Annotated in this window: 13 protein-coding genes; 4 read left to right on the top strand and 9 right to left on the bottom strand. The window is 75.0% G+C overall.

What is annotated here, in order from left to right:
• Positions 1-113 precede the first annotated feature (113 nt).
• Entirely contained in the window at positions 114-1,238 is a 1,125-nt protein-coding gene (locus AC07BF_RS15690; RefSeq protein ID WP_478333468.1) for an amidohydrolase, read from the top strand.
• Between the two features lie 138 nt (positions 1,239-1,376).
• Here the strand turns inward: AC07BF_RS15690 and AC07BF_RS15685 are convergent, their stop codons facing one another.
• From AC07BF_RS15685 to AC07BF_RS15655, 7 genes are all read right to left on the bottom strand, one after another.
• The gene (locus AC07BF_RS15685) at positions 1,377-2,138 is read right to left on the bottom strand and encodes an AMP-binding protein (protein WP_478333467.1); all 762 of its coding nucleotides are present in this window, start codon (positions 2,136-2,138) and stop codon (positions 1,377-1,379) included.
• On the bottom strand, positions 2,138-2,362 hold the full coding sequence (locus AC07BF_RS15680) for a phosphopantetheine-binding protein (protein ID WP_063349844.1): 225 nt from the start codon (positions 2,360-2,362) through the stop codon (positions 2,138-2,140). The genes AC07BF_RS15685 and AC07BF_RS15680 overlap by 1 nt, the downstream gene beginning before the upstream one ends.
• Before the next feature lie 5 nt (positions 2,363-2,367).
• Positions 2,368-3,009, bottom strand: a complete 642-nt coding sequence (locus AC07BF_RS15675; RefSeq protein WP_363616460.1) for an isochorismatase family protein — start codon at positions 3,007-3,009, stop codon at positions 2,368-2,370.
• Positions 3,010-3,022: 13 nt separating this feature from the next.
• Positions 3,023-4,729, bottom strand: a complete 1,707-nt coding sequence (locus AC07BF_RS15670; RefSeq protein ID WP_478333466.1) for a (2,3-dihydroxybenzoyl)adenylate synthase — start codon at positions 4,727-4,729, stop codon at positions 3,023-3,025.
• Positions 4,730-4,734: 5 nt separating this feature from the next.
• A complete protein-coding gene (gene dhbC, locus AC07BF_RS15665; RefSeq protein WP_478333496.1) occupies positions 4,735-5,886 on the bottom strand; it encodes an isochorismate synthase DhbC in 1,152 nt (383 codons plus the stop codon).
• A gap of 266 nt (positions 5,887-6,152) precedes the next feature.
• Entirely contained in the window at positions 6,153-6,938 is a 786-nt protein-coding gene (locus AC07BF_RS15660; protein WP_363579581.1) for a 2,3-dihydro-2,3-dihydroxybenzoate dehydrogenase, read from the bottom strand.
• Positions 6,939-7,224: 286 nt separating this feature from the next.
• Complete coding sequence (locus tag AC07BF_RS15655) at positions 7,225-8,427, bottom strand: CapA family protein (protein ID WP_478333465.1); 1,203 nt, start codon at positions 8,425-8,427, stop codon at positions 7,225-7,227.
• 282 nt (positions 8,428-8,709) lie between these two features.
• Here AC07BF_RS15655 and AC07BF_RS15650 point away from each other — a divergent pair, with 282 nt between their 5' ends.
• The 3 genes from AC07BF_RS15650 (at position 8,710) to AC07BF_RS15640 (ending at position 11,672) form a co-directional block, all read left to right on the top strand.
• Positions 8,710-9,942 carry a M48 family metalloprotease gene (locus AC07BF_RS15650; RefSeq protein ID WP_400804679.1) on the top strand — a complete coding sequence of 411 codons (1,233 nt, stop codon included), beginning with the start codon at positions 8,710-8,712 and terminating at the stop codon, positions 9,940-9,942.
• 31 nt (positions 9,943-9,973) lie between these two features.
• Positions 9,974-10,396, top strand: a complete 423-nt coding sequence (locus AC07BF_RS15645) for a MarR family winged helix-turn-helix transcriptional regulator (RefSeq protein ID WP_063349838.1) — start codon at positions 9,974-9,976, stop codon at positions 10,394-10,396.
• 94 nt (positions 10,397-10,490) lie between these two features.
• Positions 10,491-11,672 carry a PP2C family protein-serine/threonine phosphatase gene (locus AC07BF_RS15640; RefSeq protein WP_478333464.1) on the top strand — a complete coding sequence of 394 codons (1,182 nt, stop codon included), beginning with the start codon at positions 10,491-10,493 and terminating at the stop codon, positions 11,670-11,672.
• A gap of 71 nt (positions 11,673-11,743) precedes the next feature.
• Here AC07BF_RS15640 and AC07BF_RS15635 read toward each other — a convergent pair whose 3' ends face one another.
• Together AC07BF_RS15635 and AC07BF_RS15630 are read right to left on the bottom strand one after the other, a co-directional pair.
• A complete protein-coding gene (locus AC07BF_RS15635) occupies positions 11,744-12,532 on the bottom strand; it encodes an SDR family NAD(P)-dependent oxidoreductase (protein ID WP_363579585.1) in 789 nt (262 codons plus the stop codon).
• A gap of 104 nt (positions 12,533-12,636) precedes the next feature.
• Entirely contained in the window at positions 12,637-13,566 is a 930-nt protein-coding gene (locus AC07BF_RS15630; RefSeq protein ID WP_400984179.1) for an NADP-dependent oxidoreductase, read from the bottom strand.
• Between the last annotated feature and the right edge of the window lie 141 nt (positions 13,567-13,707).

Here is a 13,707-nt window from a genome sequence, read left to right as displayed (position 1 = left end):
CTCCTCGGGGTCCGGCGAACGAAACGCCTAGTTAGGTTAGCCTAATCTAACCTCATATGATCTGGTCAACGGCCCCCCAGCGCGGGGGCCCTGACATCACGGAGGCGCCGCCCATGCCCCTGACCGCGACCAAACAGGCCGTCCACGAACGCGTCCACACGCACCGCGCGGAACTGCTCGCGCTCAGCCACCGCATCCACGCCCACCCCGAGACCGCGTTCGAGGAGCACCGCGCGGCCGCCTGGTGCGCCGAACTCCTACGCGCCCACGGCTACGCCGTCACCGCGCCCGCGCACGGACTGGACACCGCGTTCACCGCTAGCCTCGGCAACGGGCCGGTCACCGTCGCACTCGTCTGCGAGTACGACGCGCTGCCCGGCCTCGGGCACGCCTGCGGGCACAACCTGATCGCCGCCGCCGGCCTCGGCGCGGCACTCGGCCTCGCCCCGTACGCCGACCAACTCGGGCTCACCGTACGGGTGATCGGCGCGCCGGCCGAAGAGCGCGGAGCCGGAAAGGCGCTACTGCTGGAGGCGGGCGCCTTCGACGGCGTGGACGCGGCGATGATGGTGCACCCCTGCCCGGTCGAGGTCGCCGACTTCCGCTCCTTCGCGCTCGGCACCCTCTCCGTCCGCTACACCGGCCGCGCCGCCCACTCGAGCCTCAACCCGCACCAGGGCCGCAACGCCGCCGACGCCCTCACCGTCGCCCAGGTCGCCCTCGGGCTGCTGCGCCAGCACCTGCCGCCGCAGTGGCGGGTGCACGGCATCACCACGGCCGCCGGCACCGCGCCCAACCTGATCCCCGACAGCGCGAGCGCGGAGTACGAGATCCGCGCCTCGGCGGCCGAGGACCTCGCGCAGTTGCGGGCCCGGGTCGAGGACTGCTTCCGGGCCGGGGCGCTCGCCACCGGCTGCGAGGTGACGCTCGACCGGCCCGAACCGGACTACCTGGACATGCGCTCCGACCCCGCCCTGCTCGCCCTCTGGCGGGCCAACGCGGCGGCGCTCGGCCGACCGGAACCGGTCGAGAGCGGGCCGTTCGCGTGCACCGACATGGGGAACGTCTCCCACGCCGTGCCCGCCATCCACCCGGTGCTGGACATCACCGGCGGTGCCTGCGCCCCGCACGAGGCCGCGTTCGCCGAGGCCGCGGTAGGGGCGGAGGCCGACCGGGCAGTGCTGGACGGCGCGGTCGCCATGGCCTGGACGGCGGCCGACCTGGCGGCGAACGCCTGACAGCCGACGCCTGGCGACCGACGGCCGCCGATCGACGACTGACAGGTGACAACTTTCAGATAACAGCTTTCATCATCTGTTATCTGAAAGTTGTTCGCTGAACGTTGTCATCTGTTCGCCGCCCTCGCCCCGCCCCCGTCAGCCGCCCAGCAGCGCCGCCGACGACGCCCGCACCGCCGTGACGCCCAGCTCCCTCACCAGCTCCCCGACCTCGCCCGACCGCTGCGGGTCGGCCAGCACCACGGCGGCGCCGGTCCGCAGCGGCCAGAGGAACTCCCAGAGCGGCAGGCCCAGTTGCAGCACCCGGTCACCCGGGCCGAGCGGGTGGGCCGCCTGGAGCTCGCGCACCCGGCGGTCGGCCTCGGCGTGGGTGAGCCGGACGGCGTCCGGTCGCCCGCCCGGGCCGTACCCGACGCAGAGCAGGTGCTGCGGCGTGAGCGCCCGGGGCGGGTCGGTGGCCAGCTCGCCGTCCACGTCCAGCCCGGCCAGCGCCTCCGGCACCCCCTCCCCCAGCACGCAGACCGGCGCGGTCTCCGCGAGCAGCCGCTCCCGGCGCCCGGGTGCGTCCGCCGGGTCCAGCGGCAGGTACGCCGCGCCGGACTTGGCCACCGCGAGCAGCGCGGTCAGCAGCTGCGCCGGGTGGCGGGCCGGCGCCAGGCCGACCACCGCCCCCGGCCGGGCGCCGCGCGCGGCCAGGGCGCGCGCCAGCCGGTTGGCCGCGGCGTTCAGGTCCCGGTACGTGACGGCCGCGCCGCCCGCGAGCAGCACGGCGGGGGCGTCCGGGGTCCGGGCGGCCTGCGCCTCGACCGGCCCCACGACGGTGGTCGGCGGGTACTTCGCCGCCCGGTCCGTGTGCGGGGGCGCCTGCGGCCCGGCGGCCTCCAGCAGCACGGTCTCCATCAGGCCGCGCCGAGCAGTGCGGCCCAGGCCTCGACGGCCGGGCGCTCGGCCAGTTGCACGAACGCCACCTCGGCGCCCTCGGCCCGCCAGCGCTCGGCGAGCGCCATCAGCCGGACCGAGTCCAGGCCCCAGTCGGCGAGGTTCTCGTCCAGCGGGACGTCCGCCGGGTCCTCGCCGAGCAGGTCGGCGACCTCGGCCCGGATCCGCTCCACGGTGAAGGCCATGCCCGTCACTTCCCTTCCAGCATCGCCAGGACGGCGTCGGTGGTGGTGACCTGCCCGCAGCGGCCGGCCACCCAGGACAGCGCCGCGCGGTGCTCGTCCGGGCCGAAGTCGGCGACCGCGTCGGCCACCACGAAGGCCGGCAGGTCGCGCATCCAGGCGTCGCAGGCGGTGGCCTGCACCCCGATGTGCGCGTACACGCCGGTGATCACCAGCTGGTCCCGGCCCTGTTCGCGCAGCAGCCGGTCCAGATCGGTGCGCACGAAGGCGCTGTACTTCCACTTGGTGAGCAGCGTGTCGCCCGGTGCGGGGGCGACGGCGTCGGCGATCGCCGTCGCGCGAGGGTCGTCCGGGATGCCCGGGCCCCAGAAGTCCTGCTGGAGGCCGCGTTCGGCCGGGCTCTGCCCGCCGGGCTGGGCCGAGTAGAGCACCGGTATGCCGTGGGCGCGCGCCGCCTCGGCCAACCGGCCGACGTTCCCGAGGAGTTCGGGCACCGGCGCGGCGGCGGCGTCGAAGGCGTCCAGGAAGTGGTTCTGCAGGTCGTGCACCAGCAGCACGGCGCGGTCCGGGTCGACCGTCCACTCGACCCGGTTGGCGGGCAGTTCGGTGGCGGCGGGCAGGGGATAGGAGGGAATGCGGGGCAGGCCCACGGTGGTCTTTCCTTCAGTGAGTAGGGAGTGCGGCCGCGATGGCGGCGCGCAGGTCCTTCTTGCTGACCTTGCCGATCCCGGTGGCGGGGAAGGCGTCGACGAACTCGACCCGGTCCGGCACCTTGTACTCGGCCAGTCCGCGCTGCCGTACGAAGCGCTTCAACTCGATGCTCTTCGGCGGCTGTTCGCGATGCTCGGTACGCAGGACGACGTAGGCGCAGGTGCGTTCGCCGAGGTAGGGGTCGGGCATCGACACCACCGCCGCGTCGTGCACGGCGGGGTGGGCGAGCAGGTGGTTCTCGATCTCCTCGGCGGCGACCTTCTCGCCGCCCCGGTTGATCTGGTCCTTGGCCCGGCCCTCGACCACCAGGTGGCCGGTCGGGGTGCGGCGGACGAGGTCGCCGGTGCGGTAGAAGCCCTCGGCCGTGAAGGAGTTGGCGTTGTGCTCGGGCGCGTTCCAGTAGCCGCGGATGGTGTACGGGCCGCGGGTGAGCAGGTGGCCGGTGGCGCCGTCGGGCAGGTCCCGGTCCTGGTCGTCGACCACCCGGACCTCGTCGTCGGGGGAGATCGGCCGGCCCTGGGTGGTGGTGATCAGCTCCTCCGGGTCGTCCAGGCGGGTGTAGTTGACCAGCCCCTCCGCCATCCCGAACACCTGCTGAAGCGTGCAGCCGAGCACCGGGCCCACCCTCCGGGCAGCCTCGGCGCTGAACTTGGCACCGCCGACCAGCAGCACCTCCAGGCTGTCCAGGTCCCCCGCGCCGGGGCCGCCCGCGTCGCGCTCGGCGGCGTCCAGCCAGAGCAGGGCCAGCGGCGGCACCAGCCCGGTGATGGTCACGCCCTCGCGCTCGATCAGCGGGAAGGCCGTCTCCGGGTTGGGCCGCGGGCACAGCACCACCCGGCCGCCCGCGTACAGCGTGCCGAGCGAACCGGGCGAGCTGAGCGGGAAGTTGTGGGCGGCGGGCAGCGCGCACAGGTAGACGCTGTCCTCGTCGAGCGCGCACAGCTCGACCGAGCCGCGCAGCGAGTAGATGTAGTCGTCGTGGGTGCGCGGGATCAGCTTGGGCACGCCGGTGCTGCCGCCGGAGAGCTGGAGGAAGGCGACGCTCCCGGGCTCCGGCTCCTCGACCGGCCCGGGCCCGTCGCAGGGCACGTCCGCCAGCCGGAGGTGCTCGCCCGGGTCGTCCCCGGCCACCAGGACCAGCCGCAGCGCCGGGCTCTCCGCCTTGACCCGGGAGGCCAGTTCGCGGTAGTCGAAGCCGTTGTCGACGGCCGCGACGACGTAGCCGGCCGCCCCGGTGAAGGAGCAGAAGTAGCCGATCTCGGTGGCGCGGTGGGCGGGCAGCGCGAAGACCGGCAGCGCGCCGATCCGGAACAGCGCGAAGACCACCTCGAAGAACTCGGCCACGTTGGGCAGTTGGACCACCACGCGGTCGCCGCGCCCGATCCCCCGGGCGAGCAGCCCGGCGGCCATCCGGTCGGCGCGGCGGTCGAGTTCGGCGTACGTCCAGCGCCGCCCCTCCCCCGCCGGGTCGACGATCGCGATCCGCTCGCCGTGCGCGGCGGCGCGCTCGCGCAGCATTCGCCCGAAGGTCTCGCCGCGCCAGTACCCGGCGGCCCGGTAGCGCTCGGCGAACTCGGCGGGGTACGGGGTGAAGGCGGACTCCTGAGCGGAGGTCCGGTCCACAACGGCGGACTGGTTCTGCGTCAGAAAGCTCTCCATCGCCGTCACTGCGACACCCCCGCGGCGTCCAGGAAGGTGCGGAACTTGGCACTGGTCTCGGCGAGTTCGTCCTCGGGCCGGGACCGGTCGACGACGCCCGCACCCGCGTACACCCGCAGGGTCCGCTCGTCCGCCTCCGCGCAGCGGATGGTGACCACCCACTCGCCGTCGCCGTCCGCGTCACCCCAGCCGACCATGCCGGTGTACAGGCCCCGGTCGAAGGGCTCGACCTCGCCGATCACCCGCCGGGCGACGGCCGTCGGCGTGCCGCAGACCGCCGGGGTCGGGTGCAGGACGGTGGCCAACTCCAGGGCGGAGACCGCCGGATCGGCCAGTTCGCCGGTGATGGTGGTGGCCAGGTGCCACATCGCGGCGGTGCGCACCAGGGTCGGCCGCGCCGGCACGTCCAGGGTGCGGCAGTACGGCGCCAGCGCGGCGCGGATCGCGTCCACCACGACGGCGTGCTCGTGCAGGTCCTTGGGCGATTCCAGCAGCGCGGCGGCGCGCCGGACGTCCTCGCCGAGGTCGGCGCTGCGCGGCACCGAACCGGCCAGCGGGTTGGCCAGGACGGCCGTTCCGCGCCGGGAGAGCAGGAGTTCGGGGCTGGCCCCGATCAGCGTCCGCCCGCCGCCGGCGGGGACGGCGAAGGTGTAGCCGCCCGGGTCACGGCGGCCGAGCCGCTGGAGGATCGCGGGCAGGTCCAGCGGGCGGTCGGCGCTCAGCTCCAGCGTGCGGGCCAGCACGACCTTGCTCAACTCGCCGCCGCGCAGCCGCTCGACGGCCGCCGCGACGCCCGCGCCGTACGCGGCCGGCTCGGGGATCGGACGCACCTGCCAGTCGACCACCTCGGCCGGCGGCGCGGGCAGCGCGATCAGTGGGTCGTCGCGCAGCGCCCCGGCTCTGCGGACTCTCTCGGGGACGGCGAGTTCGACCCGGCTGTCGTGGTCGAACGCCACCGCGCCGACCACCAGCGGCCGTTCGACCCCGGCGCGACGGGCCTCGGCCAGCGTCGCGGCGACCCGGACGGGCAGCGGGCGCCCGTCCTGCGGGACCCGGGCGTGCACCCCGGCGGTGAGCAGGGTGCGGGTCGGCGAGGCGAAGAACGCCTCGTCGGCCGCGGCCCGGTACTGGCCGAGCAGGCCGCTGGCCGCGCCGATGACGGCGTGGTCGGGGGCCGGGGCGGAAGGGTCTGCGGGCCCGGCGGGGGCCGGGGCAGCGGGGGCGGGAGCGGCGTGCTCGACGACACCCCCGGCGGGGGCGTGGTGCACCGTGGTCACCGTGAAGTCTCCAGTCTGGGACGGTCTGGACGGTCTGGACGTCGGGGTGGAAGGTCGGGGAAGGAAGTCAGGGCATGGCCGACGCCCGGGGGTTGCCCGGGGCGCGGAGGGAAGCTGCGAGGAAGGCGTGGGGACGGCGAGGGCGCTCAGGCGCGCAGGGTCGCGCCGCCGTCGACGTAGAGGTCGTGCATGGTGATGTGCCGGGCCCGGTCGGAGGCCAGGAAGACCACCGCCTCGGCGATGTCGGCGGGTGCGGCGATCCGCCCGAGCGGGATGCCGACCCGCCAGGCGCCCAAGTCGCCGTCGATGACCCGCCGTTCGGCGGCCTCGGCGTCCTCGCCCCAGAGCGCGCGCTGCATCCCGGTGTCGGTCGAGCCGGGCGAGACGATGTTGCACCGCACGCCGGAGCGGGCGAGTTCCAGCCCGAGGCAGCGGGTGAACATGGTGGCCGCCGCCTTGGACGCCGCGTACGCGGCCATGCCGGCGCGCGGCACCCCGGCGGCGTTGGAGCCGACGGTGACCACGGCGCCGCGGCCGCGGTCGGCCATCCGGCGGCCGACCGCGCGGCCGGTGTGGAAGACGCCGGTGGTGTTGACCGCGAAGGTCTCCGCCCAGTCCTGGTCGGTGAGTTCGACGACGGGTGCGGTGCGCAGGATCCCGGCGACGTTCACCAGCGTGGCGATCGGCCCGAGTTGGCGCTCGATCAGGTCGACCGTGTCGTCCACCGCCCGGCCGTCGGCGACGTCCAGGACGTACGGGTGCACGGCGGGCGACTCCGCCGCGAGGGCGGCGAGCGGGCCGGGGTTGCGGTCCACCGCGGCGACGACGGCACCCTCGGCGACGAGCGCCCGGGCCACGGCCGCACCGATGCCCTGCCCGGCCCCGGTGACCATCGCGACGGCACCGGCGAATTCGGACTTTTGCACGGACATCCCCTCCGACCAGCAATATTAGGTAAGCCTAACCTAACACATATGTTCGGCTGCGCCGATGCCCTGTGCAGTCGTCAACTCACCGCCACCCTCTCGACTCCGGTCCGATCTCCGCCATTTCCGGGCACACCGGTACGAGACGTTTCGTCTCGCCGAGAGCATGGATCGAACCCCCCACGGCCGCGGTGCCGCGGCGACTGGAGGGCGGTGAACTGCCCGACGGCGACCGGGAGCTGAGGACGGCTACCGGTCGCTCACGAGAGGGCCACGGGCCCCCGGAGGCGACTCAGCCCGTCGCGCCCGTCGCGCCCGTCGCCGGAGCCGACGGGGCCGGAGCCGACGGAGCCGCCGGGGCCGGGGCGAGGCCGGTGCAGCCTCGGAGGGCGTCGCGGCGCTTGCGGGCCGCCTCGGCGGTGGCGCCGGTGGCCGGGACGGGGACGCCCTTGTCGTCGATGGTCGCCGGGGCGAAGGCCTCGCCGGTGACCTTGCCGTCGCGGGTGAGGGTGAGGGTGGTGACGCCGGTCTCGTTGGAGAAGGCGTAGTTGGAGGTGCCGTACCAGAGGAAGTTGCCGAAGCCGTAACCGATGTACGTGTTGCCGAGCATGCCCGAGCCGACCATGGTGTGGGCGTGGGTGCCGACCACGGCGGTGGCGCCGGCGGTGGCGAGCTTCTTGGCGATGGCGGTCTGCGGGCCGGTGGGGCAGGCCTTGCCCTCGTCGCCCCAGTGCAGGTAGACGAGGACGACGGGCGCCTGCTGCTTGGCCGCCTCGACCGCCTTGACCAGCGCGGGGACGTCCAGCGCGGAGGCGATGCCCGGCTTGTTGGCGCCGGCCCGCCACTTCTGGTTGGTGAGGTCCTCGACCTGGCTGGCGGCGACGACGGCGACCTTCACACCGCGCACGGTGGTGACGTACGGGGCGTACGCCTCCTTGGCGTTGCGGCCGACGCCGACGACCGGGATCGGCGAGGAGTCCTTGGCGGCGAGGGTGTCGGTGAGACCGTCGGCGCCGAAGTCGACGGCGTGGTTGTTGGCCATGGAGACGACGTCGACGCCGGAGTCCTTGAGCGCCGAGAGCGCCTCGGGCGAGGTGCGAAAGGTGTAGGTCTTCGGCTCGGGGGCGCCGCGCCCGGTGATCGCCGTCTCCAGGTTGAGGACGGACAGGTCGGCGTCGGCGAGCGTCCGGGAGAGCGGGCCGAGGGCCTGCTCCGGCGGCTGGACGGCGAGCCGGGCCTCGGTGCGGCCCTCGAAGTGGACGTCTCCGGCGAACGCGACGGTGATGCTGCCGTCGGGCCGGGGCGCGGCGTTCTTCCCGGCGGCGGTTCCGGACGGCGTCGCACCCGGGCTGGTGGACGCGCCCGCCGCCCCACCCGAGGAGGCCGCGGTCGAGCCGGGCGCGGCGGCCGGCGCCGGGGCGGGGTCGTCGGGCCCGCAGGCGGCGACGGCGGTCAGGCCGACGAACAGCGCGACGGCGGCCGCGGCACGGCGCATGAGTGTTTCCCCCCGGGTCGATCCAGAAGCGGTCAGCCTACGGCACGGGTTCCGCACCCATCCGCCTCGGTTCCGCAACATTCCGAGCACAACACCGGCGGGCCGGACACCCACCCCCGAACACCCACGGCCGGCCACCAGCCGCCGAACACCCACGGCCGGACCCCCACAGCCGGACACCAAAGGCTGGAGCACCGGGCGCCGAGGACTGAGCGCCGCCCCGGCGCGGTAGGAGATGCTGAACCGCCCCCGTCCGCCAGAGCCCGGAGCCGCACCCACCCCATGGACGACACCGATACCACCGCCTCCGCCGGCCCCGCCCCCACCGGCCGCCCACCGGCCGACTTCACCCCCGCCGAGCGCGCCCGTGGCCGCGCGCTGCGCCGCGCCCAGCTCCCCTGGGCACTGGGCGGTCGGCTGGCGGGCCTGGCGCTCACCCTGCTGCTCGGCCTGACCCCGGCCGGGGCCGGACTGGTCTCGGCCGTCGGCGGCTGGTTCGGCGGCTCCCGGACGGCCGGGGTGCTGGCGGGCGCGGCGGCCCTGGTGGTGCTCGGCCAGGCGTTGCAGCTGCCGTTCGGCGCCCGACTGCGGGTGGTCCGGGCCCGGTACGGGCTGGTGACGCAGGGCTGGGTCGGCTGGACGGTGGACGCGCTGCGCGGCCTGGGGCTGGCCCTCGTGCTGGTCCTTCCGCTCGCGCTCGGGCTGTTCGCGCTGACCGCCTGGTCGCCGCGGCACTGGTGGCTGCCGGCGGCGGGCGCGGCGGCGGTGCTGACGGCGGCGCTGTCCTTCCTGCACCCGCTGCTGATCGAGCCGGTGTTCAACCGCTTCACCCCGATGCCGCCGGGCCCGCTGCGCAGCGCCCTGCTGGCGCTGGCCGAGCGGGACGGCGTACGGGTGCGGGACGTCCTGGTGGCGGACGCCTCGCGGCGGACCACCGCGCTCAACGCGTACGTGTCGGGGCTGGGCGCGACCCGCCGGATCGTCGCGTACGACACGCTGCTGTCGACGGCCACGCCGCGCGAGGTGGAACTGGTGGTGGCGCACGAGCTGGGCCACGTGAAGCACCGGGACGTGCCGTTCGGCACCTTGCTGGGCGCGGTGGGCGCGGCCGCGGCGGTGGCCGTGCTGGGGGTGCTGGGCTCCTGGCGACCTCTGCTGTCGGCGGCGGGGGCGGCGGATGCGGCCGATCCGCGGGCGCTGCCGCTGCTGGCGGCGTGCGCGGCGCTGCTGGGGGCGCTGTCGGGGCCGGCCCAGTGCGCGGTGAGCCGCCGGATCGAGGCCAGGGCGGACCGGCATGCGCTCGAACTGACGTCGGACGCCGAGCAGTTCGTCGCGATGCAACGCAGACTGGCCGTGGCGAACGTCTCCGATGTCGACCCGCCGAGGGCGCTTGAGCTACTGTTCGCCACTCACCCGAGTGCGACCCGCCGGATTGCCGCCGCCCGCGCCTGGCAGGCCACTCAGGGACAGGGAGGCCCGGAGCGGCGCGCGAACCCGGGGGAATCCGTTGTATAGTGCAACAAATATCGAGGAGGTAGGAACGCCCGTGCCCGGCCGCCAGTCGTCCATCGACGCCATCCAGCGCGAGCTGACCGCCTTCGCCCGGCGCGCCCGGCACAAGGCCTCCCAGCTGCACCCCGACCTCTCCCTGGTCACCTACAGCATCCTCGACCTGATCACCGAGCGCGGCGGCTGTCGGGCCGCCGACGTGGCCGCCCACTTCATGCTCGACAAGTCGACCGTCAGCCGCCAGGTCACCGCCCTGGAGAAGCTCGGCCTGCTGCGGCGCGAGGCCGACCCGGACGACCAGCGCGGCCAGATCCTGCGCGCCACCGAGGCCGGGCTCGCCCTGCTGCAGGACGCCAACGAGCAGCGCCGGCTGGCCTTCACCGCCCGCTTCACCGACTGGTCCGACGAGGACGTCGCCCGCTTCGCCGCCTACCTGGCCCGCTACGGCGAAGAGGGCTGAGACCCCCTGTACGGGGTGCGCCCGGGGGCCTCCGGGGTGTACCCGAGGAGCGCCCGGGGTGCGCCCCACCGCCCCGACGGTGTACAGAGGAAAGGTGCCACTCCGGCAGCGTCCCCGTGACCCGCAGCCCCGCGACCGCCGCCGCCCCCGGCGGCCCGACCGCCGCGCGCTGACGGCGCTGTCGCTCGCGCTGATCGTCGTGATCACCGTCGTCGACATCCTCTCCCCCGCGCAGATCCACCTCGGCCCGCTGCTGATCGTCGCCCCCGCGCTCACCGCCTCCTACGCCGGCGCCCGGGCCACCGCCGGCGTCGCCCTGCTGGCCCTCGCCGCGCTCACCGTCATCGGCATCACCCGGGACGGCCTCACCAGCGCCAACATCGAGACCCAGCTGGGCGCGCAGCTCGTCGTCTCCGCCCTGATCATCGGACTGCGGGCGCTGCGCGAACGGTACGAGCGCGAGCTGGCCCAGGTCCGCTCGGTGTCCGAGGCCGCCCAGCGGGTCCTGCTGCGCCCGCTGCCGGACCGGATCGGGCCGCTGCACCTGGCCTCCGTCTACCTCGCCGCCGAGGCCGAGGCACAGGTCGGCGGCGACCTGTACGCGGCCGCCCGCACCGCCACCGGCACCCGGCTGCTGGTCGGCGACGTCCGCGGCAAGGGCCTGTCCTCGCTCGGCGACGCGGCCCTGCTGCTCGGCGCCTTCCGCGCCGCCGCCCACCTGCACGCCGACCTGCCCGGGCTCGCCGCCTACCTGGACGGCAGCGTCTGCTGGGACCTCGCCCAGCTCGGCGAACAGGCCCGCCGGCGCCGCCTGAGCGGCGAGGACCCGGACGAGGCGGCCCCGCCGGAGGACAGCGGCGAATCCTTCATCACCGCCGTCCTGCTCGACATCCCCGACGACGGCACGGCGGTCCGGCTGATCGACTGCGGTCACCCGCCCCCGCTGCTGCTGCGCCCCGACGGCATCACCACGCTGGCCGCCCGCCACCCGGCGCCGCCGCTGGGCCTGGGCGAGCTCGCCCCGGTCCGGTACGAGGTGGAGACCTTCCCGTTCCACCCCGGCGACCGGCTGCTGATCTACACCGACGGCGTGATCGAGGCCCGAGACGCCGACCGGCGCTTCTACCCGCTCACCGACCGCGTCACCGCCTGGCAGGACGAACGCCCGACCGCCCTGCTCCACCACCTGCGCCGCGACCTGCTCGCCCACGTCGGCGGCCGGCTGGACGACGACGCGGCGATGGTCATCGTCGAGCGGCTCCCCCGGCTTCCCTAGCTCCCCCGGCTCCCCCGGCTCGCCCGGCTCTCTCCCCTGGCTCCCCTGTCGCGAACACCGGGGGCTGACGGCTACTGCGCGAGGTAGCCGCCGTCGACGGGCAGCACCGCGCCGGTGATGAAGGAGGCGTCGTCGGAGGCGAGGAACAGGACGGCCGCCGCGACCTCCGCCGGGGCCCCGAGGCGGCCCATCGGGTGGCGCTTCTCGATCGCGGCGAGGTACTCCGTCCCGCCGGGTTCGTCGTACAGGCGGGCGACGCGGTCGGTGGCGATGGTGCCGGGGGCGACGGCGTTGATCCGGATGCCGCGGTCGGCCCATTCGACGGCGAGGTGCCGGGTGAGGCCGGAGGCGACGAACTTGGCGGGCCCGTAGACCGCCTGGCCGCGCTGGCCGGCCTCGCCGGAGATGGAGGAGACGCAGACGATCGCCCCACCCGGCCGTTCCTGGGCGGCCATCGCCTGGATGCCGTACTTGCAGGTGAGGAACATGCCGCGGCCGTCGACGGCCATGACCTGGTCCCACTCCTCGGCGGTGGCCTCGGTGACCTCCATGAGCGGGATCACCCCGGCGTTGGCCACCAGGACGTCGAGGCGGCCGTGCCGTTCGACGGCGGCGTCGACCATCCGGCGGGCGTCCTCGTCGCTGGCCACGTCGCCGACCACCGTGCTGACGGCGTGCGGGAACCGGTCGGCCAGCCGGCGCAGGCCCTCGACGTCGATGTCGGTGCCGACCACCGACGCGCCCTCGCGCACGAAGCGTTCGGCGACGGCCCGGCCGATGCCGTTGGCCGCGCCCGTCACCACGCAGGACCGCCCGGCCAGGCGGCCCGCCGACACCCCTGATGCGTTCTCAGTCACCATGCCACCGGACTCTACCGATTCCGCGTCAGAACGCCCGGTGCATCGACCAGTTGACCAGTGCACCGGGCCGACTGCCGGTCGTCGACGACCCCGGCACCCATGGCTCAGACCGTGAGCACGATCTTGCCGCGCAGGTGTCCGTGCTCGCTGAGACGGTGTGCCTCGGCCGCCTCCGCCAACGGCAGCACCTGGTGCAGCGGCAGCCGCAGGGTGCCCGCCTCGTGCAGCGCCAGCACGGCGGCGTAGGCGCGCTGGTGGTAGGACTCGACGCCCTCCGCCCCGCCGCTGAAGCGGACGCCGTACTCGGCGGAGCCGGCGAAGTCGACGATCGTCACCACCCGGTCCGCGGAGCCGGTCAGCTCGATGGAGAGCGGCAGCACCCCGCCCTTGCCCGCCGCGTCCAGCGCCCGGTCCACCCCGCCCGGGGCAGCGGCCCGCACCCGGTCCGCCAGGCCGTCGCCGTAGGCCACCGGGATCGCGCCCAGCTCGCGCAGGTAGTCGTGGTTGGCCTCGCCGGCGGTGCCGACCACGGTGATCCCGCGTGCCCGGGCCAGTTGCAGCAGCAGGGTGCCGACCCCGCCGGCCGCGCCGTGCACCAGCAGCGTCTCGCCGGCCCGCACGCCCAGGACGCCGAGCACCCGCTCGGCGGTCTCGGCCGCCACCGGGATCGCCGCGGCCTCCTCCCAGCTCAGCGCGGCGGGCTTGCGGGCCAGCAGGTCGGCGTCCACGAGCGCCTGTTCGGCGTACGCGCCGCCCATGACGGCGCCGAACACCTCGTCGCCGGGCGCCCACGCGGTCACGTCCGGGCCGACGGCCTCCACCGCACCGGCCAGCTCGTAGCCGCCGACGTGCGGGAAGGAGACCGGGAAGGCCGCCACCATCGAGCCGCTGCGCACCTTGTGGTCCAGCGGGTTGACGCCCACCGTGCGGACCGCGACCCGCACCTGGCCGGGGCCCGGGGCGGGCAGCTCGACGTCGGTCGGGCGCAGCACGTCCACGCCGCCGTACTCGGAGAAGGCGATCGCCTTGGTCATGGAATGTCCTTGCGGGTTCGGTGAGTTGTTTCTTCCGACGGCTCCATCCTGGATCGTCCGGGGTGGTCGCCAGGCCCGCCTTTCGGATGGTTCCACCTGTCCGAACGGCCAGGCCCCCGCCCCGGCCCCCGGGCTAGGCTG

The organism is Kitasatospora sp. NPDC043950, from assembly GCF_056435345.1.
This window is presented reverse-complemented; position numbering and strand designations above follow the sequence as displayed.

Bases quoted from the DNA above. Each gene is read 5' to 3' on its own strand.
- AC07BF_RS15690 (WP_478333468.1), top strand. From the start codon at position 114: ATGCCCCTGACCGCGACCAAACAGGCCGTCCACGAACGCGTCCACACG.
- AC07BF_RS15685 (WP_478333467.1), bottom strand. From the start codon at position 2,138: ATGGAGACCGTGCTGCTGGAGGCCGCCGGGCCGCAGGCGCCCCCGCAC.
- AC07BF_RS15680 (WP_063349844.1), bottom strand. From the start codon at position 2,362: ATGGCCTTCACCGTGGAGCGGATCCGGGCCGAGGTCGCCGACCTGCTC.
- AC07BF_RS15670 (WP_478333466.1), bottom strand. From the start codon at position 4,729: ATGGAGAGCTTTCTGACGCAGAACCAGTCCGCCGTTGTGGACCGGACC.
- AC07BF_RS15660 (WP_363579581.1), bottom strand. From the start codon at position 6,938: ATGTCCGTGCAAAAGTCCGAATTCGCCGGTGCCGTCGCGATGGTCACC.
- AC07BF_RS15655 (WP_478333465.1), bottom strand. From the start codon at position 8,427: ATGCGCCGTGCCGCGGCCGCCGTCGCGCTGTTCGTCGGCCTGACCGCC.
- AC07BF_RS15650 (WP_400804679.1), top strand. From the start codon at position 8,710: ATGGACGACACCGATACCACCGCCTCCGCCGGCCCCGCCCCCACCGGC.
- AC07BF_RS15635 (WP_363579585.1), bottom strand. From the start codon at position 12,532: ATGGTGACTGAGAACGCATCAGGGGTGTCGGCGGGCCGCCTGGCCGGG.
- AC07BF_RS15630 (WP_400984179.1), bottom strand. From the start codon at position 13,566: ATGACCAAGGCGATCGCCTTCTCCGAGTACGGCGGCGTGGACGTGCTG.